At 65.8% G+C, this 22227-nt stretch carries 23 protein-coding genes; 14 read left to right on the top strand and 9 right to left on the bottom strand.

Annotated elements, in window-relative coordinates; genetic code table 11:
• Nucleotides 1–8: 8 nt before the first annotated feature.
• A complete protein-coding gene (locus AC1DKV_RS25010; protein ID WP_441614418.1) occupies nucleotides 9–419 on the top strand; it encodes a hypothetical protein in 411 nt (136 codons plus the stop codon).
• On the opposite strand, the gene AC1DKV_RS25005 is transcribed toward AC1DKV_RS25010, so the two are convergent.
• Nucleotides 401–1447, bottom strand: a complete 1047-nt coding sequence (locus AC1DKV_RS25005) for an AraC family transcriptional regulator (protein WP_441614420.1) — start codon at nucleotides 1445–1447, stop codon at nucleotides 401–403. The two genes, AC1DKV_RS25010 and AC1DKV_RS25005, sit on opposite strands and share 19 nt — an antisense overlap.
• A gap of 136 nt (nucleotides 1448–1583) precedes the next feature.
• The gene (locus tag AC1DKV_RS25000) at nucleotides 1584–2687 is read right to left on the bottom strand and encodes an AI-2E family transporter (RefSeq protein WP_441614422.1); all 1104 of its coding nucleotides are present in this window, start codon (nucleotides 2685–2687) and stop codon (nucleotides 1584–1586) included.
• An 833-nt stretch (nucleotides 2688–3520) separates the two neighbouring features.
• Between AC1DKV_RS25000 and AC1DKV_RS24995 the strand changes: the two genes are divergently transcribed.
• The 4 genes from AC1DKV_RS24995 to AC1DKV_RS24980 all read left to right on the top strand — a co-directional run bounded on the left by AC1DKV_RS24995 (nucleotide 3521) and on the right by AC1DKV_RS24980 (nucleotide 6735).
• A complete protein-coding gene (locus AC1DKV_RS24995; protein WP_477138224.1) occupies nucleotides 3521–4576 on the top strand; it encodes a beta-keto acid cleavage family enzyme in 1056 nt (351 codons plus the stop codon).
• 85 nt (nucleotides 4577–4661) lie between these two features.
• The gene (locus tag AC1DKV_RS24990; RefSeq protein ID WP_441614426.1) at nucleotides 4662–4865 is read left to right on the top strand and encodes a DUF1289 domain-containing protein; all 204 of its coding nucleotides are present in this window, start codon (nucleotides 4662–4664) and stop codon (nucleotides 4863–4865) included.
• A gap of 61 nt (nucleotides 4866–4926) precedes the next feature.
• Nucleotides 4927–5625 (top strand): DsbA family oxidoreductase, encoded by a 699-nt coding sequence (locus tag AC1DKV_RS24985; RefSeq protein ID WP_477138223.1) that lies wholly within the window; start codon nucleotides 4927–4929, stop codon nucleotides 5623–5625.
• 132 nt (nucleotides 5626–5757) lie between these two features.
• Entirely contained in the window at nucleotides 5758–6735 is a 978-nt protein-coding gene (locus AC1DKV_RS24980; RefSeq protein WP_477138222.1) for a Bug family tripartite tricarboxylate transporter substrate binding protein, read from the top strand.
• A gap of 243 nt (nucleotides 6736–6978) precedes the next feature.
• On the opposite strand, the gene AC1DKV_RS24975 is transcribed toward AC1DKV_RS24980, so the two are convergent.
• Genes AC1DKV_RS24975 through AC1DKV_RS24965 form a run of 3 tightly spaced genes read right to left on the bottom strand, consistent with a single transcriptional unit; the run spans nucleotide 6979 to nucleotide 10490 of the window.
• Nucleotides 6979–8625 (bottom strand): fatty acid--CoA ligase, encoded by a 1647-nt coding sequence (locus tag AC1DKV_RS24975; protein WP_477138221.1) that lies wholly within the window; start codon nucleotides 8623–8625, stop codon nucleotides 6979–6981.
• Between the two features lie 23 nt (nucleotides 8626–8648).
• Nucleotides 8649–9497 (bottom strand): TauD/TfdA dioxygenase family protein, encoded by an 849-nt coding sequence (locus tag AC1DKV_RS24970; RefSeq protein WP_477138220.1) that lies wholly within the window; start codon nucleotides 9495–9497, stop codon nucleotides 8649–8651.
• Nucleotides 9498–9509: 12 nt separating this feature from the next.
• Entirely contained in the window at nucleotides 9510–10490 is a 981-nt protein-coding gene (locus tag AC1DKV_RS24965) for a quinone oxidoreductase family protein (protein ID WP_477138219.1), read from the bottom strand.
• Nucleotides 10491–10696: 206 nt separating this feature from the next.
• Between AC1DKV_RS24965 and AC1DKV_RS24960 the strand changes: the two genes are divergently transcribed.
• The 9 genes from AC1DKV_RS24960 (at nucleotide 10697) to AC1DKV_RS24920 (ending at nucleotide 17669) form a co-directional block, all read left to right on the top strand.
• Nucleotides 10697–11755 carry an AraC family transcriptional regulator gene (locus AC1DKV_RS24960; RefSeq protein WP_477138218.1) on the top strand — a complete coding sequence of 353 codons (1059 nt, stop codon included), beginning with the start codon at nucleotides 10697–10699 and terminating at the stop codon, nucleotides 11753–11755.
• 231 nt (nucleotides 11756–11986) lie between these two features.
• Nucleotides 11987–12136 (top strand): hypothetical protein, encoded by a 150-nt coding sequence (locus AC1DKV_RS24955; RefSeq protein ID WP_441614439.1) that lies wholly within the window; start codon nucleotides 11987–11989, stop codon nucleotides 12134–12136.
• Nucleotides 12124–13680 carry an efflux transporter outer membrane subunit gene (locus AC1DKV_RS24950; protein WP_477138217.1) on the top strand — a complete coding sequence of 519 codons (1557 nt, stop codon included), beginning with the start codon at nucleotides 12124–12126 and terminating at the stop codon, nucleotides 13678–13680. Before AC1DKV_RS24955 ends, AC1DKV_RS24950 begins: the two co-directional genes overlap by 13 nt.
• A complete protein-coding gene (locus AC1DKV_RS24945; protein WP_477138216.1) occupies nucleotides 13673–14881 on the top strand; it encodes an HlyD family secretion protein in 1209 nt (402 codons plus the stop codon). Before AC1DKV_RS24950 ends, AC1DKV_RS24945 begins: the two co-directional genes overlap by 8 nt.
• Nucleotides 14871–15914, top strand: a complete 1044-nt coding sequence (locus AC1DKV_RS24940; protein ID WP_477138215.1) for a DUF2955 domain-containing protein — start codon at nucleotides 14871–14873, stop codon at nucleotides 15912–15914. The genes AC1DKV_RS24945 and AC1DKV_RS24940 overlap by 11 nt, the downstream gene beginning before the upstream one ends.
• Before the next feature lie 14 nt (nucleotides 15915–15928).
• A complete protein-coding gene (locus tag AC1DKV_RS24935) occupies nucleotides 15929–16369 on the top strand; it encodes an ion channel (protein WP_441614447.1) in 441 nt (146 codons plus the stop codon).
• A gap of 199 nt (nucleotides 16370–16568) precedes the next feature.
• Nucleotides 16569–16919, top strand: a complete 351-nt coding sequence (locus AC1DKV_RS24930; protein WP_477138214.1) for a hypothetical protein — start codon at nucleotides 16569–16571, stop codon at nucleotides 16917–16919.
• A 168-nt stretch (nucleotides 16920–17087) separates the two neighbouring features.
• Nucleotides 17088–17441: a hypothetical protein gene (locus AC1DKV_RS24925; protein WP_441614739.1), complete on the top strand. Its 354-nt coding sequence runs from the start codon at nucleotides 17088–17090 to the stop codon at nucleotides 17439–17441.
• Between the two features lie 9 nt (nucleotides 17442–17450).
• On the top strand, nucleotides 17451–17669 hold the full coding sequence (locus AC1DKV_RS24920) for a YMGG-like glycine zipper-containing protein (RefSeq protein WP_441614450.1): 219 nt from the start codon (nucleotides 17451–17453) through the stop codon (nucleotides 17667–17669).
• Between the two features lie 146 nt (nucleotides 17670–17815).
• Here the strand turns inward: AC1DKV_RS24920 and AC1DKV_RS24915 are convergent, their stop codons facing one another.
• From AC1DKV_RS24915 to AC1DKV_RS24900, 4 genes are all read right to left on the bottom strand, one after another.
• A complete protein-coding gene (locus tag AC1DKV_RS24915; protein WP_441614740.1) occupies nucleotides 17816–19600 on the bottom strand; it encodes a SulP family inorganic anion transporter in 1785 nt (594 codons plus the stop codon).
• Between the two features lie 153 nt (nucleotides 19601–19753).
• Nucleotides 19754–20014, bottom strand: coding sequence for a hypothetical protein (locus tag AC1DKV_RS24910; RefSeq protein ID WP_477138213.1), 261 nt, complete (start codon nucleotides 20012–20014; stop codon nucleotides 19754–19756).
• A 210-nt stretch (nucleotides 20015–20224) separates the two neighbouring features.
• Nucleotides 20225–21937, bottom strand: a complete 1713-nt coding sequence (locus tag AC1DKV_RS24905) for a SulP family inorganic anion transporter (protein ID WP_477138212.1) — start codon at nucleotides 21935–21937, stop codon at nucleotides 20225–20227.
• Nucleotides 21938–21971: 34 nt separating this feature from the next.
• The coding region (locus AC1DKV_RS24900) for a glycine zipper family protein (protein WP_477138211.1) at nucleotides 21972–22227 on the bottom strand (256 nt) is incomplete at its 5' end.

Genomic DNA, 22227 nt, shown 5'->3' with positions numbered 1-22227 from the left:
GCCAGGACATGGCCGGCAAGGAATTCTGCGGTTGCGACCCTGGCGCCGTAGAACGCCTCGTCTTCGCCGTGCATCTCAACTGCAGCGATGTGCGCCCGCGGCTGGTTGGTTTGCTGCACTGCGACATCGATGGGGTGATCGTAATATCGGGCAGCGCGAAGGCGATTACCGGAACCGGCCCTTTCACTGACAAATCCCGCCGTTTTCAGCCGCAATGCGCGGCGCCCGGGCGCCAGATGCCGCTAGCGCCTCCCGAGGTGGCAGGATTTGTCAGTCGACGGCCAGCCTTGCCAATCGGCGCCAATGGCCGACAGTGGCCGACAGTGGCCGAGAAAGTGGCCGAGAAAGTGGCCGAGAAAGTGACCGAGAAAGTGACCGAAAGTGGCCGGCAATGGGCGGGTCAGAGGGTGCGGCGGTAGGCGTTTGGCGTGCTGCCAGTCCAGTGCCGGAAGGCGCGATGGAAGGCGGTGGGATTGTCGAAGCCTACGTCGTAGGCAATTTCGGCGATGGTGTCTTCGGAGCGCGTCAGGCGCTGGATCGCAATATCGCGCCGCACCTCATCCTTGATGGCCTGGAACGTCGTGCCCTCGGCCGACAGGCGCCGGCACAAGGTGCGCACCGAGTGGTGGAGCGCCTGCGCGACAGCGTCGACGGTGGGCGACGCGGGCAGGCATTCGGCCAGGTGCTGACGCACGCGGTGACAGGTCAGCTGCTCAGCGAAGGCGACGAAAATCCAGTCTTCGGGCGCGCGCGCGAGAAATGTCTCGAGGTCCGGCTTGCGTTGCCTGACCGGCAGGTCAAGGTAAGCCGCATCGAAGCTGATCTGCGTGTGCGCGCAGTCAAAGCGCACCGGGCCCGGAAACAGGTAGAGGTGATCGCTGCTCTGCGGCGGAATCGGAAAAGCGAACTCCGCACCGTTGAGCGGGATCCGCTGGCGGATGAGCCACGAGGCCATTCCATGCACCAGTTTCAGCATCAGTTCGCAGCCAATCACGCTGACGCCGGGGCCAGCCGGGTTCGCCACCAGCTCGACATATCCAGCCGCGCCTTCGCGCCGCGACGCCAGGCGGAATTCGTCCAGGACCAGATGGAGGAACTGGCCAAAGCGATGCAGCGCCACCTCCAGCCTTGGCGCGTCGAGCAGGCTGAGACCGAGAAACTTCAGCACGCCGTTGCGCAGTGGGCGGCTGAAAATGCCCGGCATTTCATCGTCGAGTTCCATCGCCAGCCTGCGATAGAGCGTGGCGAACTGTTCCTGGGTCACCCGTGCGCCGGGTTCGCGCAGCAGCTCGTGCGCGATCCCGGACTGCTCGGCAAGCCGCCCGATAGCGGCCGGATCCGCGCCCGACAGGAAGGCGTTGACGACGGAAATGGGGACGGTAGCGGACAGGCCTGTCAAATGGGGGGCGCAGGCAGTGAATGCCGGTCGGGGATGGTGACGGTACATTCTGGCACAGGTGCGCTGCAATGAGAGCGTGGCCCGGTGCCAGGCCTTCGCCTGCCCGCTGCACCACGCCCGCCATTGCGCGACACCGCGCGAGCCACGAGACCAATCCAGGGCGAAATGGGCGTGCCTGGCCGCCTCAGACCGGCTTCTGGTCGCCCGGCTCGCCGGTATGCGGCTGGTCCTCGACCCATTGCCAGAACAGCTGGTAGCCCACCGCGAGCACCACCGGGCCAATAAACAGGCCGATGATGCCGCCGGTAACCATGCCGCCCAGCGCGCCGATCAGCACCACCGCCATCGGCGCGTCGACGCCGCGGCCCAGCAGCAGGGGCTTGAGCACGTTGTCGACCAGGCCCGCGATGAAGACATAGACKGAGAAGGTAATGGCGGCCACGGTGGGACCCTCGGTGGAAAAAACGTAGAGGATCACGGGGATGGTAATCAGCGTGACCGGCAACTGCATGGTCGCGAGCAGCAGCACCGCCAGGGCCAGCAGGCCGGCGGCGGGAATACCCTTGATCACGAAGGCCACGCCAATCAGCAGCATCTGAACGAAGGCAATGCCTACCACGCCCTGGGCTACCGCGCGAATGGTGGCGGTGCACAGCACGGCGATGCGCGAGCCCCGGTCCGGGCCGAAGATGCGCGAGGCAATCTGCACGGCGCTGCGGCTACCCTGCTCGCCATGCGCCATGAAAATGCCCGCGATGATCAGGGCGAAGACAAAGATCAGGAAACCCTCGCCGAGGCCTGCAAGCATGCCCAGCAGCGCGAGGCTGACGTCCTTGAGCTGAGGCGCGACCTTCTGCAACAGACCGGTCAGGTCGGTGGCGGCGTGCTGCCAGAGGGCATAGAGTCGCTCCCCCACCACCGGCCAGCCCGCGACCGACTCGGCCGGCGGCGGAATATGGAATTTCCCGCTCTTGACGATGTCCATGGCATGGCTCACCGAATCGGCCATGGTCGTGCCCAGCATGTAGGTGGGAACCATGATGATGCCGATGGCAACCAGGACGATCAGCGTGGCGGTGCGGCCGTCTTTGTTGCCGAGCTTGCGCCTGAGGCTTATCTGCAGCGGATAAAGGGTGACCGCCAGGATCAGTGACCAGACGATGAGATTCAGGAACGGGCGGAATATCTGGAAGCAGAAGATCGCCAGAACGGCGATCATCCCGGCACGGATCAGTACATCGAGCAAGCCACGGGACAGGGCCTTCTCGGAAATGGGCGTGGGCAACATCCGCTGTCTCCTTGCAGGTCGCTGCAAAGGTATCGCATGGGTAAGCCGTGCCACGGCTTCTTGTCCGCGCCGCCGGGGCATGTCCAGGCAGCCCGATACGTCCAGGTTCGTGCACCGGGGAGCCACGACGGATCGAGGCATGACGCCCGGACTACGGTGATGTCCATCCACGCAACGCACGCCACGCTCAATCCTGATGCCAGTGCGTTCGCCAGACGATGTTAAAGATAGGTCCTATATTCGGTGAATTCCAGTCTAGGCCAGCAGGAAAGCAGGGACAACCTCGAAGGGTACGCCCCAAAGACATAGCCACGGCCCCATGGCGCCGCTTACCGGCGCCCCCTTGTGGTAGCCGCGGTCCGGGTCCGTGCCGCTCGCCAAGGCTTGCTCCCGGTTCGATGCCACGTCGGCGGGGCGATCACGTGAGAATTCGCGATTAAAGAAATGAACGCGCTCTGGCGCGGTCAACKGCGTTCGTGCCGTAGTCACCAGTGGTGCGATGCGCCGGCGCGACATCGTGGAATGGCTGTTCGAACGCGGCGCGGTTGTGCTTCACGCTATCGCAAACACCTCGCCGGTCGCGAGATTCTCCGGCTGGCACGATTTCACTGAAGTGGCCCGGAAGTAGCGGGCAAGACTGGCACGGCGAAGGGGAGCAGGCCAGCGGATATCGCGTTTTCCCTGACTGTCCCGAGATGTAAATTGAGTGTCCCATATTGTCAAATTGTTCCCGGCCGTTGTCCGATACTTCCGTTACCGAAGGCCATTTCATATGAATCAGTTCCGCCGCTGCGMAGCAGCGCCGGCAGACACCAGATACCAGGAGCACACTCATGCAATTCCTCGACGATTCCCTGCACCCCGAAAACATGGACAAAGTAGTCATCACCGTGGCCCCGTACGGTCCCGAGTGGATGCCGGCGGATTTCCCGGATGACATTCCGGTGACGATGGAAGAACAGGTCCAGAAGGCCGTCGATTGCTACAACGCCGGCGCCACCGTGCTGCACCTGCACGTGCGCGAACTGGACGGCAAGGGCTCCAAGCGCCTGTCCAAGTTCAACGAACTGATCGCCGGCGTGCGCGCCGCGGTGCCCGACATGATCATCCAGGTGGGCGGCTCGATCTCCTTCGCGCCGGAAGACGACGGCCAGGCCGCCAAGTGGCTGTCGGACGACACCCGCCACATGCTGGCTGACCTGGACCCGAAGCCKGACCAGGTGACCGTGGCGATCAACACCACGCAGATGAACATCATGGAGTTGCTGTACCCCGCATACCTGAAGGGTACGTCGCTCGAGCACCCGGCCTACCAGCAGGCCTACCGCGAAATGACGGTGCCGGCCGGCCCGGGCTGGGTGGAAGAGCACCTGCGCCGCCTGAGCGCCTCCGKGATCCAGCCGCACTTCCAGCTCACCGGCATCCACGCCATGGAAACGCTGGAGCGCATGGTGCGCGCMGGCCTCTACAAGGGCCCGCTGAACCTGACCTGGATCGGCATCGGCGGCGGCTTTGACGGCCCCAACCCGTTCAACTTCTTCAACTTCGTCCACCGCGCGCCGGACGGTTGCACCCTGACCGCGGAATCGCTGCTGAAGAACGTGCTGCCGTTCAACATGATGGCCATGAGCATGGGCCTGCATCCGCGTTGCGGCATCGAAGACACCATCATCGACCAGCACGGCAACCGCATGACCTCGGTGCAGCAGATCGAGCAATGCGTGCGCGTGGCCAAGGAGCTGGGCCGCGAGATCGCCTCGGGCAAGGAAGCCCGCGAGATCTATCGCATCGGCACCTGGTACGACAGCGCCGAGGAAACCCTGGCCGCCCACGGCATGGCGCCGAACCGCAAGGCCGGCCAGAAGAACCTGCCCCTGCGCGCGGCCTGACGCGCGAAGCACTGGCCGCAGGCGCAAAGCCTGCGGCCAGTCCGTTGCCCGCGCCCGGCGCGCCCCACCTAGCCTCATCGAAATCATGAACCCGTCCCCATCCGTCGCGAATCCGTGCATCAACATCTGCCGCATGGACCATGCGGGCAGGCACTGCCAGGGTTGCGGCAGGACGCCGCTGGAAATCGGCTGCTGGGAGCGGATGACCGAAGCCCAGCGCGCCGAAGTGATGGCCTTGCTGCCGGCGCGCCTGCCCTGGCGCAGCGGGCAGGCCTTGCCCACCCCCTGATCCTGAACTGCCTGCCGCGGCCTGCATCGGGCACGCCGGCCGGCGTCATCAAGCCGCCGCCATGAACAATCCGTCCACGCTCTCGGTCKAGGCCTATTTCGACCTGATCTGCCCCTGGTGCCTGATCGGAAAAAAGCACCTGGAAAACGCCATTGGCCTGCTCGGGCGTGAGCGCCCGGACGTTACCGTGCACGTGGAATGGCGCTCCTACCCGCTGATCCCCGCCACGCCTCCGGCCGGCTYGCCCTACCGTGATTTCTACGTGAACCGCCTGGGCAGCCCCGAGGCCGTGGCGTCACGGCAGGCGCAGGTCCGTGCCGCCGCGCGCGAGGCCGGCCTCACGCTGGCGCTGGACCGTATCGAGATCTTCCCGAACACCTTGCTGGCCCATCGCCTGGTACGCCTTGCCAGGCAGCAGGCAGGTGCCGAAGCGGCATCCGCCCTGATCGATAACCTGTTCACGCGCTACTTCATCCGCGCGGCGAACATCGGTGATCCCGTCGTGCTGCGACAGGCCGCGACAGAATGCGGCATCCGCATGCCGGACCAGGGCGCTGCCCCCGGGCACCATGACCTGGACTGGCTGCCGTCACTGCACGCCCCGGCGGATCCGCCCTTKCGCAGCGGGCTMGGCGTTCCGCACTTTGTCTTCAACGGCACCCACAGCGTGTCTGGCTCGCGGCTTCCCGACGCGTTGCTGGAAGCCATGCTGCGGGCGCTGGCGCGCGCGAAGCAACGCGCCACCCTGGCTKCCACCTGAACCCCTTCGCGAAGGCGGAATTTCATCCGCCGGCGCCTCGCTTTCCCGCATGATCCCGTGTACCGCCCCCGACAAGGGAAGACTGGCACGGCTTTCCATATTCCATATCCCATATCCATAACGGAGACAGACATGCCCAACCGCCCCGCCCTCTTTCGCGTGCGCCACGCCGCCGTAGCCGCCGTGCTGGCCCTGTCCGTGCCGGCGGCGATGGCGTGGACCAACAAGCCTGTGCGCATGCTGGTGCCGGCCCCGGCCGGCGGCACCATGGACGTGATCGCCCGCCTGCTGGCCGACCAGCTCTCGGCGGACCTGGGCCAGCCCGTGGTGGTCGACAACAAGCCAGGCGCCGGCGGCGGCATCGCCATCAACGCCTTGCTGGCGGCGCCACCCGACGGCCAGACCATCATGGTGACGGCCACCAACGTGCTGACCGAAGTGCCGCATGTGCTCAAGACGCCGTACAACACCATGAAGGACATCCAGCCGCTGGCCGCGGTCGCAAGATCGCGCCTGCTGCTGGTTGGCGCGCCATCCCTGCCTGCCAGGGACTTCAAGAGCCTGGTCGGCTACGTGCATGCCAACCCCGGCAAGCTGAGCTTTGCCTCCTACAGCGCCGGCACGGCGTCTCACTATGCCGGCGTGATCATGAACCAGAAGGCCGGGCTGGACCTGCAGCATGTGCCTTTTGCGGGCTCCGGGCCGGCGCTGGTCCAGGTGATGGGCGGCCAGATCSCGCTCATGTACGACGGCATGGTGACGTCGTTGCCGATGATCAAGGCCGGCAAACTGCAGGCCTATGCGGTTGCCTCCAAGAGCCGCTCGCCACTGCTGCCGCAAGTGCCCACCTTCGCCGAACTGGGTTATCCGGATGTGGAGTTCAGCAACTGGGTGGGCGTGATTGCCTCGGCCCGCGTTCCGGCCGAGATGGCGCAAAAGATCCAGGCAGCCACCTACAAGGCGGCCGCCACGCCAAAGCTGCAGGAACGGATGCAGGCCCTGAGCTATGAGCCGATGGCTGCGCAGACGCTGCCGCAGCTCAGCCAGTCGCTGCATGAAGAGTTCGAGCGCAATGCGGGGATTGTGAAGGCCTTCAATATCCAGCCCTGACTGCGGCAGCCCTCCGGCTCGCTTGTACGACGCGCCTCCTTCGGGAGGCGCTTTGCTTTGCGCCTGTCGTGGTGGCAAGGATGGTCCTTCGCCGGGTAGCGGGAACGATGGAGGTGGTTGCTGCGCATTTCGCGCGGCTCGCCCTTCCGGCAAGAAAAAGCGCCAGCCCCCGCCTGAGGACTGGCGCATAGTTTTCCTTACTTCACTTACTTCCCTTACTTCCCTTACTTCCCTTACTTCCCTTCAGACCGCTTTTTCACGCAGCTGCTTTTTATTGATCTTGCCTACGCTGGTCTTCGGGATCGCCTCGACAAAGACGATGCGTTCCGCCTCGGGCACCGCGTACTTGCTGATGCGGCGGGACGCCACGTGCCCCATCAGCTGATCGCGGATCTGCGCGGGGCCCACTTCCGCCCCTGCCTCGCGCACCACGAAGGCCATCGGGCGTTCGCCCCACTTGGCATCCGGCACACCAATCACCGCGCACTCCAGCACGCCGGGTATCTCCGTGATCAGGTGCTCCACCTCGATGGAGGAAACCCATTCTCCGCCCGTCTTGATCACGTCCTTGATGCGGTCCACGATCTGCACGAAGCCGTCCGCGCCCATCACCGCGACATCCTGGGTATGCAGGTAGCCGCCCGCCCACAGTTCCTCCGAGGCTGCCGGCTTCCMGAAATAGCCCTTGGTCAGGAACGGTGCGCGCAGCACGATCTCGCCGCGGCTCTTGCCGTCGCGCGGCAGGTCCTGCATGTCTTCGCTGACGATACGGTAGTCCACCAGCGTCACCGGGCGGCCTGTCGAGCAGCGCATGCGGACTTCTTCCGCACGGTCGCTCGGCTTGCACCCTGGCGGCAACTGGGCCAGCGAGACGATCKGGCCGGTCTCCGACATGCCATAGCCGGCGAAGATGTCGATGCCTCGCGCCAGTGCCGCTTCGCACAGGACCGGCGGCAGCGCCGAGCCACCGATGATGATCTTCCAGCCCGAAAGATCCTGGGCGCCGTCCTGCGAGGACTGCAGCAGCATCTGCAAGATGGTCGGCACGCAGTGCGAGAAGGTGACCTTCTCCGTCTCACGCAGCTTCAGCAGCATGTCGGGCGCGTAGCGGCCCGGCAACACGGTGCGCAGGCCCAGCATGACGGCGATGTACGGGATGCCCCATGCCAGCACGTGGAACATCGGCGTGATCGGCATGTAGACATCCTCGCGGTGCATGCGCTGGCCCTCGCGGGGCGARCACAGGCTCGCAGAGGTTGCCAGCGTGTGCAGCACGATGTCGCGGTGGCTGTAGCAGACGCCCTTGGGGTCGCCGGTGGTGCCGGTGGTGTAGAAGGTGGCGGCCTTGGTGTTCTCGTCGAAATCCGGGAAGGCGAAATCGGGCGAGGCCGCATCCACCAGGGCCTCGTACTCGCCCGCCAGCGGCAGCGTCAGCGCCGGTGCGGCCTCGCCGTCCGCCATCAGGACCAGGCGCGGGTTGCCTGTGAGCTGCGCGCGGATCTCTTCGAGCACCGGCGCGAAGTCGGGGTGAAACAGGATGACGTCCGCGCCGGCGTCGTTCAGCGTGTACAGGATCTGCTGGGGCGAAAGCCGCACGTTTACCGTAAACAGCGTCGCGCCCATCATCGGCACGCCGAAGTAGCATTCCAGGTAGCGATGGCTGTCCCAGTCCATCACCGCGACCGTGGTGCCGTGCCCGGCGCCGAGCGAGGTCAGCGCCGAGGCCAGCTGGCCGATGCGGCGGCGGAAATCGCGGAAGGTGTAGCGCATCTGGCCGCGGTAGCTGATTTCCTGGTCGCCATGGAGACTCAGGGAATTGATCAGCAGCTGCTTGACCAGCAGCGGGTAGGCGTACGCGGACTGCGTGGGAATAACCAGGTTGTCTTGCATGATTGTGTTGCCTCCACGCGCGCTCAGAACGGCTTGCTGCCGATGATACCCGCGCGCTCCATCTTGCGGTGGCACGGCGCATAGTCCATCACCGCATAGTGCTGGGTAGCACTGTTGTCCCAGATGGCCACGCTGTCGGGTTGCCAGCGCCAGCGCACCTGGTACTMAGGGACATATGCCTGGCTGACGAGGTAGCGCAGCAGATCGGCCGCGCCGGGATTGGCGTCCTGGCCAAAACGTACGCGGGCGGCCGTGTGGTAGTTGGTGAAATGCGTGGTGAAGGCATTCACGTAGAGGATCTTTTCGCCGGTCTCCGGGTGCGTGCGCACCACCGGGTGCTCCGCATCGGGAAACTGGGCCTTGAGCGACAGCCGCTTTTCGATCGGCATGGCCGCGCCGAAGGAGGCCTCGATGCTGTGGCGCGCACGAAGGTCGGCAATCTGCTCCTTGATGTGCGCCGGGAGCCTTTCATAGGCAAGCGCCATGTTTGCCCACATGGTGTCGCCGCCCACCGGCGGGCACTCCACGCAGCGCAGCACGGCGCCGAACTGCGGCGCTTCGCGCCAGGTGGTATCCGAATGCCAGGCGTTCTCGTAACGGTCGTTGGGCTGGTCCGGGGTCTTGTAGATGCGCACCAGGCCCGGGTGCTCGGGATCGCTGCCGGCAACGGGGTGATCCTCGAGCTCGCCAAAGCGGCGCGCAAAGGCGACATGCTCATCACGGCTGAAATGCTGGTTGCGCAGGAACAGCACGCGATGCTTGAGCAGCAGTGAGCGGATTTCGGCGAACAGGCCAGCGTCGCCAACGGCGTCGGCAAGATTGACACCGGCCAGTTCCGCGCCCAGTGCGCAGGTGAGTTGATGGACTTGCATGTGCATCMCTCCTCAGATGACGAAGATCGACGAGCCCGTCGTCTTGCGCGATTCCAGGTCACGATGGGCCTGCACCGCATCCTCCAGGGCGTAGCGCTGGTTGATTTCGATCTTGATACGGCCGGCGCCGACGTGATCGAACAGTTCCGAGGCCAGTGCCGTCTTCTCCGCCGGATCGAAAATGTAGTCGGCCAGTGCCGGCCGGGTCAGGAACACGGACCCCTTCATGGCCAGCAGCACGGGGTCGAACGGCGGGATCGGGCCCGAGGCCGTGCCGACKCACACCATGGTGCCGCGGCGCTTGAGCGAATCCAGCGACGCCATGAAGGTCGTCTTGCCCACGCTGTCGAACACCACGGACACACCCACGCCGTCGGTCAGTTCGCGCACCCGCTTTGCCACGTCCTCATGGCTGTAGTTGATGATGTGGTCGCAGCCGTGGGCGCGGGCCACTTCGGCCTTGGCTTCGGTGGAGACGGTGCCGATCACGGTCAGGCCCAGCAGCTTGGCCCATTGCGAAACGATCAACCCGACGCCGCCGGCCGCGGCATGCAGCAGGATGGTGTCGCCCGCCTTGAAGGGATGGATCCGGCGCATCAGGTAGGCCGAGGTCAGGCCGCGCATGGTCATGGCCGCGGCGGTCTCGAAGCCGATGGTATCCGGCAGGCGGATCAGCGGCGCGGCCGGCACCAGCCGCTCGGTGCTGTAGGCACCCAGCGTGTTGATGAAACCGGTGTAGGTCACGCGATCGCCGACGGCCACGTTGGTCACGCCCGGGCCAATGGCCTGCACCACGCCGGCGGCTTCCACGCCCATGCCCGCGGGCAGCGGTACCGGGTAAGTGCCATTGCGGAAATAGGTGTCGGCGTAGTTCAGGCCGGCCGCCACGTGGCGGATGCGCACCTGGCCGGGGCCGGGATCGCCGACTTCCATGTCCTCGTAGCGAAGAACTTCCGGCGCTCCGGCCTCGTACATGCGGACTACCTTTGCCATGCTTATCTCCTTGATCTGTCGCTGCGGCGCAGAGTGCGCCGCGCATGCAGAGAATGTAGGCCCTGGCTGGCCGCGGCGCTTTGCATTTGCCCCCGCGGACTTTGCATTTCATGCCACGCGCGCCTATCATCCGGCTTGCGAAGACAAGACGGGCAACCCGCCAAGGGCAAACCCGGAGCAGGCAAAAGAGCAAAGAGGAGACTGAATTGGAGACGCTGGTGCGTGCGGCTGCACTGACCAACTTCTTTGAAGTGGCAGGAGACCTTGGCATCAACCCGCAGTCGCTGCTGCGCGCGGCGAAACTGAGCCGTATGCTGCTGGCCGATCCGGACCAGCGCATTCCCGTCAATGCCTGTGCCACGCTGCTGGAGTCCGCCGCGCTGGCGGCCGATTGCCCGACCTTCGGCCTGCGCATGGCCGAATCGCGCCAGTTGTCGGACTTTGGCGTGATGAGCCTGCTGATCAGCCAGCAACCCACGCTGCGGGATGCGCTGGTTACCACCATCCGCTACCGGCACCTGGTCAACGAGTCGGTGGCAATCGTGCTGGAGAACGCTGGCAAGGCCGTCATCATCCGGCAGGAACTCGTGCTGAACGCGCCCTCGCGGCAGGCCACCGAACTTGCCATCGGCGTGGTTTTCCGCATGTGCAGGGCGCTGCTGGGCCCGCACTGGCGACCGCACAGCGTCAACTTCACGCACCCGGCACCCGCCGACCTGGGTGTCCACCGGAGGCTGTTCGGCTGCCCGCTGGAGTTCGACAGCGAGTTCAACGGCATCGTCTGCCTGGCGGCAGACCTGGACGCGCCGAATCCAACCGGGGATCCGGCCATGGCTCGCCATGCGCAGCGCTTCGTCGAGATGCTGCCTCGCGTCAATGAGCCGTCCATCGGCCGTGACGTGCGCAATGCCGTCTACCTGATGTTGCCGATGGGCCGCGCCACCTGCGAGGGCGTCGCCCAAGGCCTGGGCCTGAGCCTGCGAACCATGCAGCGCCAGCTTGATGAAGCGGGCGAGACCTTCACGGACATCCTCAATGAAGTCCGTAGCCAGCTGGCACGACGCTATGTGGGGAACCCGCAGTATTCCMTGCTGCGGGTGTCCGAACTGCTCGGCTACGGCTGCGCTAGCTCGTTCACGCGCTGGTTCTCCGCCCAGTTCGGTGAATCGCCGGTGGCCTGGCGCCGCAGGCATGCCGCCAGCACGCCGGCATCCAGGCAAAGCGAAGGCGCAGCCACAGAGGTGACGCAGAGCGATCCCCCATAGCTGTGTTCCATTGAGCACAGTCGGCGTGTTGCCTTCTTGCATCCCGGACCGGTAAGACGCCACGCTTCAGCTATATTCGAGCAAGTGGGTCAAGCGGCATCCCGCCAGCGGCGCGCCCCGGACTTGCGGGACGCTGGCGAAGACCCGCGCGGCAGAATGCGCTCCTTAAATACGTAGACGGCTTTCCCGAAGTTGCGCAGGTCACCAGGATCGTCAGGGGAGACGGGTGCCATGGTCTTCTACATCTGTGTCTTCGTTGCCGGCATTGCCGACAACGCCGATGACGTGTTCCAGCCCCTGCCGCCTGGACCCGGCGTCGATGCACGCATGGCGAAGACAAGCAGGCCTGATGCGGGCGCGTGCGCCATATGCCGGCCCTGATCCGTCCACGGCGCGCACTGTTGGCCGGCCTGCTCGCGTTGAGCGGCTGCGCGCGMGTGGGTCCGGACTTCCAGGCGCAGCGCGAGAACTGGACCAGCCAGTGGAACAGCCCGGCTGTCGKACAGGCCAGCGAGCAACGGTTGCAACCCGATTTGCGGCAGTGGTGGCAGGTCTTCGCCGACCCGACCCTGGAACGCCTGATCGCCGAAGCCGATGCGCACAATGCCGGCTTGAGGATTGCCGGGCTGCGCGTGCTGGAAGCCCGCGCCCAGTTGGGCATTGCCCTGAGCKGGCGCTATCCGCAACGCCAACAGGTCAGTGCCGACGCCCTGTACATGGATCGCCGGCAGTCCGGCGGCCGCAACGCCCAGAATAGCCGCTTCTGGCAGTACAGCGCGGGCTTCGACATCGGCTGGGAGCTGGATTTCTGGGGACGCTTCAGCCGCGCCATCGAGTCGGCCGATGCCGCTTATTTCGCCGCCATGGCCAACCATGAGGACGTGCTGGTCTTGCTGCATGCGCAGATGGCCGAGACCTACTTCGCCCTGCGCACCGCCGAAGCGCGCCTGCGCATCGCCCGCGAGAACGCCCGCCTGCAKAAGCGCAGCTATGAGATCACCGAGCGCCTGTTCAAGGGCGGCGAAAGTGATGAGCTKGATCTCCAGCAGGCCAAGACGCAGTACCTTGGCACCCTGAGCAGCATCCCCGAACTGGAAAACCAGATCGTGCTTACCCGCAATGCCCTGGCTATCCTGATCGGCCGCCCCCCCGGGCAGTTGCCTGAACTGCCGGAGCTGGCGCAGAGGGAGGGAGTGATCCCGCTGATTGACCGCGCGGTACTGCAAGACGTGCCAGCCAATCTGCTGCTGCGCCGTCCGGATATCCGCGCCGCCGAACTGCAGGTCGCGGCGCAATCGGCGCTCATCGGCGTGGCGAAGGCAGATCTCTATCCTTCGCTGTCGCTGCTCGGCAGCATCTCCTGGTCCGCCAGCTCTCTGGCGGGCACGCCGAATAACCTCGCCCTGATCGGTKGTCCCAGCCTGCGCTGGAACGTGTTCGACTATGGCCGCATCAAGAACAATGTGCGCGTGCAGGATGCGCGTCTGCAGCAACTGATTGTCGCCTACCAGGACAGCGTGCGGCAGGCGGCGCGCGAAGCCGACGATGCCGCCAGCAGCCTGGTCAGGGCACTGGAGCGCGAGGACATCCTGCGCGAGGCGTCGCTGGCCGCCGACCGCTCGCTGACGCTGGCCAGCGCGCTTTTCCGCGAGGGCTACTCGGACTTCCAGCGCGTGCTGGATGCCCAGCGCGCGCTGTTTGCCCAGCAGGACGCCTACCTGGTCAACCGCAGCAATGCCGTGAGCGACCTGATTGCCCTCTACAAGGCACTGGGCGGGGGCTGGTACAGCGGGCAACCGCTGGTCGACCCGGCCACCCGCGAACAAATGCGGCAACGGACCGACTGGGGCGATCTGCTGGATGAGGCGGACCGCCAGCACACCAGCGCGAAGCTCCCCTCGCAGAGGCCCGACTCCGATGAGTGATACCCAGCGACCCCTGGCATCCACCCCGCCCGAAGTGCCGGCCAGTGCGCCAGCCGATGCGCCAGCCAATGCGCCAGCCGATGCGTCGGCCGCGTCGTCGTCCAATACGCCGGCCAGCACACAACCACAGGCCGACCCCGGCAGGAAGGCGCTCAGGCTTGTCATCGGCCTGATTGTGCTGAGCCTGGCCTGGTATCTGCTGGCCGACCGGTTTACCCCTTACACCCAGCAGGCCCGGGTGCAAGCCTTCGTGGTACCGGTCGCCGCGGAAGTGTCCGGGCGKGTGACGCGCGTGCATGTGCGCAACAACCAGGATGTCGCGGCCGGCGCGCTACTGTTTGAAGTCGATCCGGTGCACTACCGGATCGCGGTAGACCGCGCCCGTGCCGACCTCGAATCCACGCKCCGCCAGATCGGCGCCAACACTGCCGGCATCGATTCGGCGCGGGCATCCCTGCGCGCCGCCATCGCCAACGAAACCAAGGCACGCCAGGACAGCGAGCGCCTCGAACGCCTCTACAGCGAGGACCAGGGTACCGTCTCGCTGCGCCGCCTGGAGGTGGCCCGCGCCACCCACGAACAGGCCGCGGGCCAGGTCGCCGCGGCCCGCGCCGAAGTGGAGCGCGCGAAAGAACTGCAGGGCGGCAGCKAGGAAGAGAACGCCAAGCTGCGCAGCGCCGCCACGGCCCTGGAAAAAGCCGAACTGGACCTGGCCAATACCCAGGTACGTGCGCGCACCGCCGGCCTGATCACGGATCTGCGCACCGAAGCCGGGCTGTATGCCGCGGCCGGCGCGCCAGTCATGACACTGATCGCCATCCACGATGTGTGGGTGAGCGCGGACCTGACCGAAAACAACCTGGGCCACGTCGACGTCGGCACACCGGTTGGCATCGTGCTCGATGCCTTTCCAGGCAGGGTCTTCGAAGGCCGCGTGCGCAGCATCGGCTACGGCATCAGCACGGGCCAGAGCACCCCGCCCGGCAGCCTGCCGACAGTACAGAACAGCCGCGACTGGCTGCGCCCGGCCCAGCGCTTCCCGGTGGTTGTCGAGTTCGCGCCCGGCCAACTGGCCGCGCTTCGGGGCATCCGCGTGGGCGGGCAGGCCGAAGTCATGGCCTTTCCCGGCGAGGGCAATCCGCTCCATCCGCCCGGCCGCCTGTTCCTGCGCTTGATGAGCTGGCTTTCCTATGTCTACTGATTGCGTTCATGCCAACGTAGCCGCGCCGCCGTCCCGGGGTCCGCTGCGCCTGGCCAGCGGCACGGCGTTATGCCTGGCAATCAGCTTCGGCCTGGACTTTTCCATCCCCATGGTCGCGCCGGTGCTCGCCGTGTTCCTGCTCGCCACGCTCGACCGCCCGCTCCCGCTCAAGGCAGGGTTGGGGCTGGCCCTGATGGTGACGCTCACCACCGGCAGCGGCCTGCTGCTCATCCCCGTGCTGCGCTATTACCCGTTCAGCGGCGTGTTGCTGGTCGCGCTATGCCTCTACCTGGCCTTTCGCTTCGGCCTGCGCGGCGGAAACAACCTGGTCGCCACCTTCCTGGTGGCTGGCCTCACCATGATCTCCGCCGCCGGATTTGCTGATTTCGGGCTGGCCCTGACGGTCATCGGCGCCCTGGCCAAGGGGCTTCTGCTCGGCGTGCTGGTGCTGGCGCTCAGTCACTGGCTGTTTCCCGAACCCGCCCGCAGGMGTCCCGGGCCCGCCGCCCCGGCCGTGCCGGCCKGCGACGCCGACCGGCTGGCCCTGCGCGCCGCGCTGGTGGTGTTGCCGGCCTTCCTGCTGGCACTGACCGCGCCGGACAGCTACATGCCGATCATCATGAAATCCGTCACCCTCGGCAGGCAAAGCTGCACCACCAAGGCTCACGGTGCCGCCCGCGAGCTGCTGGGATCCACCTTGCTCGGCGGGMTGCTGGCGGTCCTGTTCTGGTGCGCACTCAAACTGTTCGTGCACCTGTGGATGTTTTACCTGTGGATGCTGCTGTTCGGCCTGCTGCTGGGGCGCAAGCTCTATGCGACCAGCCCGACACGCCAGCCGCCCGGCTTCTGGGTGAACACCTTCGTGACCCTGATCATCCTGCTCGGCCAGTCGGTCCAGGACAGCCGTGCCGGCAAGGACGTCTACACGGCCTTTGCGATACGGATGGGGCTTTTCATTGCCGTCACCCTGTATGCCTGCCTGGTGCTCCAGCTCCTCGACCATCGCCGCCGCGATCGACCGCGCGGCGCCTGACCAACATATCGACCATGCTCCTCCAATTCCTGGCTGCAGCCCCCGTCATGTTGCTATGCCTGCCGCTGCAGGCCGTCGTCGTTGCCATCTGCCTGCGCCGTTATGCGCGCTTCAGGCGGACCCGGCAAGGACATGAATCCCTATGGGCGGATATCGTGCTGCTGTCTGGCGTGATGCTGCTGACCTTGCTCTGCAATATCGCGCAGATTGCCATATGGGCTACCTTGTTCCTGATGCTCGGCGAGTTCCGTGATTTCTCCACGGCGCTGTATCACTCTGGGGTCAACTTCTCCACCCTTGGCTATGGCGATATCGTGATGTCCGAACGCTGGCGCCTGCTCGGGCCACTGGAAGCGGCCAACGGCATCCTGATGTTCGGTGTCTCTACCTCGTTGATGACGGCTGCGGTGCTGGATGTGATCAGGTATGGCAAGACCGAGGGCGGATCGCCTTGATCGGGTGCGGTCCGGCCCTGCCTGCCCGGACTGGCGTTGGCGCCGCAGACGCGGGCGCCGCCAGTAGTCATTGCGCGACACCGCGCGCCTTCGGATTTGACATACGTCCGGGCATGACTACGCTTAGTCTGGTCTGCACCTCAGGGCCAGACCAGTCGGTTCGAGCACGCCAGCGTCATCGTCACTCAATGGAGAGCGTATGCGGATGTCCCGGAAATCCATGCTGGCCAGCCTGATGGCGCTGGGAATTGCCACCGCTGGCCTGGCCCAGCCCGCGCCGGGCCAGGGTGCCGCCAATGCCATATCCGAGGCCGTACAGAGCGGCGCCAGTCCCTATCGCCCTCCGTCGGCCGACGCACTGAGTCCGGATGACGCCAGGCGCGCCAGGTGCGAGGAGCTCAAGGAGCAATTCAACGCCACCTCGAGCCAGCGGTCTTACCAGTCATCCGGCCCGGCCACGCAAAACGCGCAGGGGCGCACCATTCCCAAGATCGAGCGCKACCAGACGCGCAAGCAATTGCAGGAGACCTACCGCGCCAACTGCAYGTAGCGAGGCGGCAACGCGGGGCTGCCCTTGTGGGACTGCCTTGCCGCGTGCGAAGCACGACACCGTGTCTCGACCATGTGCGTCAAGGATGTTGCGGTGTTCCGGAGTACCATGAAAACGCGGATTCCCGAGGAGAATGCGATGGCGATGAAACACAAATTACGCGTGGCGATGGCCGTGGGATGCATGACGCTGGCGCTGGTATCGGGTACTCCCCGCGCGGAAGACATCCCGTTGGTCACCGGCAGGCATTGGACCGAGTCATCGGAACAAATGAAAAAGGCTTACCTCGTCGGTATCGCCAATCTGGCCCTGGTCGATATCGCCTATCAGGCTGGCAAGCCGCCGACCGACTCCCAGAGCATCGTCCCACGCCTTGCGAAAGGGCTGAAGGGCCAGACCCTCGACACGGTGCGCGAAGGACTCGACCGCTGGTACGCCGCGCATCCGGACCAGTTGCAGCGACCCGTCCTCGAAACGATTTGGTTCGAAATGGTTGTGCCCGGGCTTCAGCGCACCAAGTAGGAGAATCAGATGAAACGACTCGAACGAATTGGCGTGACGCTCGCCCTCGCCGGCGTTGTTGGCTGCACGAACATGACGCCGCAGCAACAAGGGACGGTKACCGGCGCGGGCGTGGGAGCCCTGGCGGGCGCAGGCATTGCGGCCATCGCGGGAGGCAGTGGCTGGACGGGGGCCGCCATAGGTGCGGTCGCCGGCGGCGTCGCGGGCAATATCAAGGGAAGCAAATAGCGCTGAGAGAGCGAGCCTCGGGGACCTCAACCCGGCTGGGGGGGGTGAAGATGGACGCACCGAAGCAGTCGTCCAGGCTTCAACGCGCCGACTGCCAGGCCCGATGCCCGCCAGCCAGCGAGGCGTGCCAGGATTTGCCTCTCCACTCAGCCATCGGTCTCCTCCCGGTCCACCCAATCCACGGGATAGGTCGCGAGATAGCTGCTGACGGCGGCGCCCAGTGTCGGGAAGAATGCCGTCTCGCCTATCCGCGCGAACAGCCCGAATCGTTTCAGCTTGTCCTTGACGGGATCCTTCATCTCGGCCACGCACAGCTCGATGCCAGCCGCGTGCAAGGTTCCGTCCAGCTCGGCAAGCATGTCCGCGGAGGTGACGTCCACGCTGGTGACCGGCTCCGCCGAAACGACCAGCCAGCGTACCGGCGTGGGCGATGCCGCCACCGCATCCAGCACGCGGTCATGGAACAGTTCGGCGTTGGCAAAGAACAAGGGCGCATCCCAGCGAAACAGGACCAGGCCGGGGATCAGGCGCGCTTCGGGGTAGCGCTTGATGTCATGGTAGCCCTTGACGCCCTCGGCGCGACCCAGCACCGCAGAGTAAGGGCGCCAGCCGTCCCAGAGGAATTCGATGACGGCAATCACGATGGCCAGGCCAATGCCTTGAATCGCACCCAGCACAGCCACGCCGACCGTACAGACGATCGATAGCCAGAACTCCCAGCGCTGGATGCGATAGATCCGTCGCAGGTCGGCGACCTCGATCAGCCCGATGGCCGATGCGATCACCACCGCGGCCAGTGCGCTGGTGGGCAGATCCTGCAGCAGGTCCGGCGCCACCAGCAGCAGCAGGGCAACGGCAAGCGCGCCGACTACGCCGGACAGCTGGGTCCTGGCACCGGCGGCCTCGGCCACGGGCGTACGGGACGAACTGCTGCTGATGGCGAAGCCCTGAAAAAATCCGGCGGCCAGATTGGCGACGCCGAGCCCCACCATCTCCTGGTTCGGGTCGACATAGGTACGAGTCCGCGCCGCATAGACACGAGAGAGCACGCTGGTGTCCGCGAACGAGACAAGGGCAACGGCGAAACCGCCGGTCAGGACGGGGACGATATCGCCGGTGGTGATCCACGGGATGGCGAATGCTGGCAGGCCTTGCGGAAGAGGACCCAGGACCGACACCCCGAAGCGCGCGGCAAGGTCCAGCATGCCGACGGCGACGGTCGCTCCCACCACGGCGACCAGGATGGCCGGCACGCGCTTGTTTCCCTTGAGCAGCAGGATCACCACCAGGGTGGATGCGCCGACCATGAACGCGACCCAGTTGGTCTTTCCATCGATCACCGCTGTGGTGATAGCCCACGAATCTCTCAGCGGTCCGTCGGACTTGATCGAAAAGCCGAAAAGCTTGGGCAACTGGCTGATCAATACCGTCAGCGCGATTCCGTTCATGTACCCATAGCGAATCGGTTTGGAAAGAAGCTCGGTGATGAAGCCAAGGCGCGCTATGCCGGCCAGGATACACACCGCACCCGACACGACCGCCATCATGCCCGCAAGGGCGACCGCGCGATGCGCATCGCCCCCGGACAGTGGCAGGATGACAGCGAGGATGACGGCGGCCAGCGAGGAATCCGGGCCCAGCACCAGAATGCGGCTGGGCCCGAACAAGGCATAGACGAACAGCGGAACAATGGTCGCATAGAGACCATGGATGCCAGGCAGGCCCGACGCCACCGCGTAGGCGATGCCCACGGGTACCATCATCGTGGTGAGCACGAGCCCCGCCACGATATCGTGCCGCAGCCACGCCGCCTGGTACGCGCGGAGCGTGCGCAGTCCCGGCAGCCACCGGCCCCAGCCGGCATGATCGGTGACCCGGCGCGGAATCCGGCCAGGTTCGGGGTGCGGGGGTGGAGAATCCGGAGGGCTCATGAGGCCGCGGCTGTTCAGCCTGTTGTACGGCACAGCAAGGGTCCGACCCGGATCTTGGCGACGGCATCGTCACCGCCAGGAACGGAGCGCTCCCTGGCGCCGGTCCTCGCTAACGCCTGAACGCAGGAACAGGCGGGCCAACCGGCCTGCCAATCATTTCTGCCCGGCCTTGGCGCGTGCGGCAGAGATCGCCGTGTCACGCTMCTTGGCCGCGGCAGATTTCTGCTCGTCGAAGACCTTTTGCGCTTCGCCGACCTTGCGCTTGTATTCCTTCCTGGCGGCGGCGATTTCCTCGCGCATCTTCACGATTTCGTCATTTTGACCTTGCGCGGCCGCGGCCGAAGCGGCGTGGACCCAAGCCGGTGAAGCACTGAACGCCATCGCAAGCATGATGGATGTTGCMATCTTTACCATGATCCTCTMCCGCTTCGTTTATCTTCATCGCGGCAGCATTGAAGCCTGCCGCMACCTCGCCACATCGGCGCCTCAAACCAAGCGCTAATATAGTGCCCGGTTCACGAGAATCAAAGGAGCATCGAGAAGCACCACGCTCACGGTGCCTGGAGCACCAGGCAGGAATCCTTMATGCAACGCCGTTCCACCTGCCGCGCCCCGGTGGCGGTTTCATGGCCGGCTGGCCTGCGCCACGACCGAGGCCTGATAGCTGTCGACTGCCTGCTCCAGATCGAAGAACATCCGTTCGCGCCCCAGTGCAGCGCCCAGGGGCGCGCGCTGCACCAGTGCGAGCACCCMCGGGTTCAGCCCGACCAGCCACAACGCCCCGCCGTCCTCGCGCCACCTCGCCTCCGCCTCCGTCAGCATCTTGAGCGCCGTGTATTCGAGATCGAACACGGCACCGAGATCCAGCGCGATKACCTGCGGCTTCGTGGCGACGATCTGCAGGCGCAGCTTCTGGCCAAGCCGCTCGGCATTGGCGAAGAAGATACGGCCTTCCGGCCGCAGCATCAGCAGGCCCGGGAAGCTTTCATCCTCCGGGTGCTCGGCGCAGGCCGGCCGGAACACGTTGGTGCCCGGCTTGCGCCCGAGCACATGGAGCGGAGGGTCGGACACCTGATGGGCAAGCGCCACGAGCGAGACGACAATGGCGACGACGATCCCTTGCAGCGTGCCCAGCAGCACGACGCCGACCATGGCGATCAGCGCCCACAGGAACTCGGTGCGGCGCACATCGAGGATCGCGCGGAACTCCGCCGGCTGGATCAGGCCGACCGAGTACACGATCACCACCGCGGCGAGGGTGGCTTGCGGCATCTTCCCGATAAACGGCGCAAGCAGCAGCATCGTGCCCAGGGTCATGGCCGCGGTCACCAGCGTCGACAACTGCGTGCGCGCCCCGGCGACCCGGTTCACCGCGGTCTGCGACGTGCCGCCACCGGCCGGCATGGCGCCCGATAACGCGCCTGCGACATTGGCCAGGCCCGTCGCCAGCAGTTCCCGGTTTGCTGTCGGCGTGCGCTCGCCTCGCTGCGCAAACGCGCGGCCTGCCGCGATCGACTCGGTAAAGCTCATCAGCGCGATGCCCGCCGCTGCGGGCCAGAGGTCGGCAACCAGAGCGAAGTCCGGCATGACAAGCGTGGGCAAGCCGGTGGGTACGTGGCCGACCACTTCGACCCCGTGGCCTTGCAAGCCGAGCAGACCAACACCCGCTATCCCGGCGGCCACGGCAATCAGCGGGGCCGGCGCGCGCGGGAACACCCGCTCGATCGCCAGGAGCATGACAACGGTGACGGCCGCCACCGCCACGGTGTACACCGACGTGTGCCCAAGCCCGGTGCCGATGGCCAGCACATTGTGGAAAAACGTGCCCTTCGTAAAATGTATGCCCAGCAGCTTCGGGATCTGGTCCACCACGATCACGATCGCGATCCCCGCCTTGAATCCGGTCAGCACCGGGTCGGAAATGAAGTTGGCGACAAAGCCGAGCCGCAGCAGCGCGGCCAGCACGAGGATGACGCCCACCAGCACGGTCAGGGTCGCGCAAGCGGTCAGCAAKGTGCCAGCGTCGCCGCCAGGGGCCACCCGCCCGAGCGCGGTCGCCGCGAGGATGGCAAGCGTTGCCGTCGAACTCACGCTGAGCGGCCGCGACGTGCCGAGCAGCGCGTACACCACCATCGGCAGGAACGCGGTATAGAGCCCCACCTCGACCGGCAATCCGGCGACGGTCGCGTAGGCCAGCGCCTTGGGAATCACCACTGCGCCCGCCGTCAGGCCGGCCACGACATCCGGCTTGATCCAGTCTTTGCGGTACTCGCGGATCCACTCCGGCACCGGCAAGGGAAAGCCGCCGGACGAGTGCTTCGATGACTCATGTTCCATGCGAACCTTGCCTTCGCGCCCTGGACATCGCTACTTACTTGATCGAATAGCCGCGCCCTTCCATGCAGGCCGCGTAGGCCCGATAGTAGGTATCCATCGCGCCTTGACTCTGGGACTGCGCAGAGGCCTGGGCCGAGCGCTGGTTCTGCCGTGCCCGCGCCCCGCCGGCCATGGTCCCGACGGCAGCACCCGCGGCCGCGCCCTTGCCGGCATCGCCCGCAATGGCCCCGATGGCCGCGCCACCCGCCGCGCCGCGCGCCGCACCCCGCACGCGCTCCCCTCCGCTCCGC

The sequence above is a fragment of the Cupriavidus sp. 05T41 genome, assembly GCF_056396525.1.
This window is presented reverse-complemented; position numbering and strand designations above follow the sequence as displayed.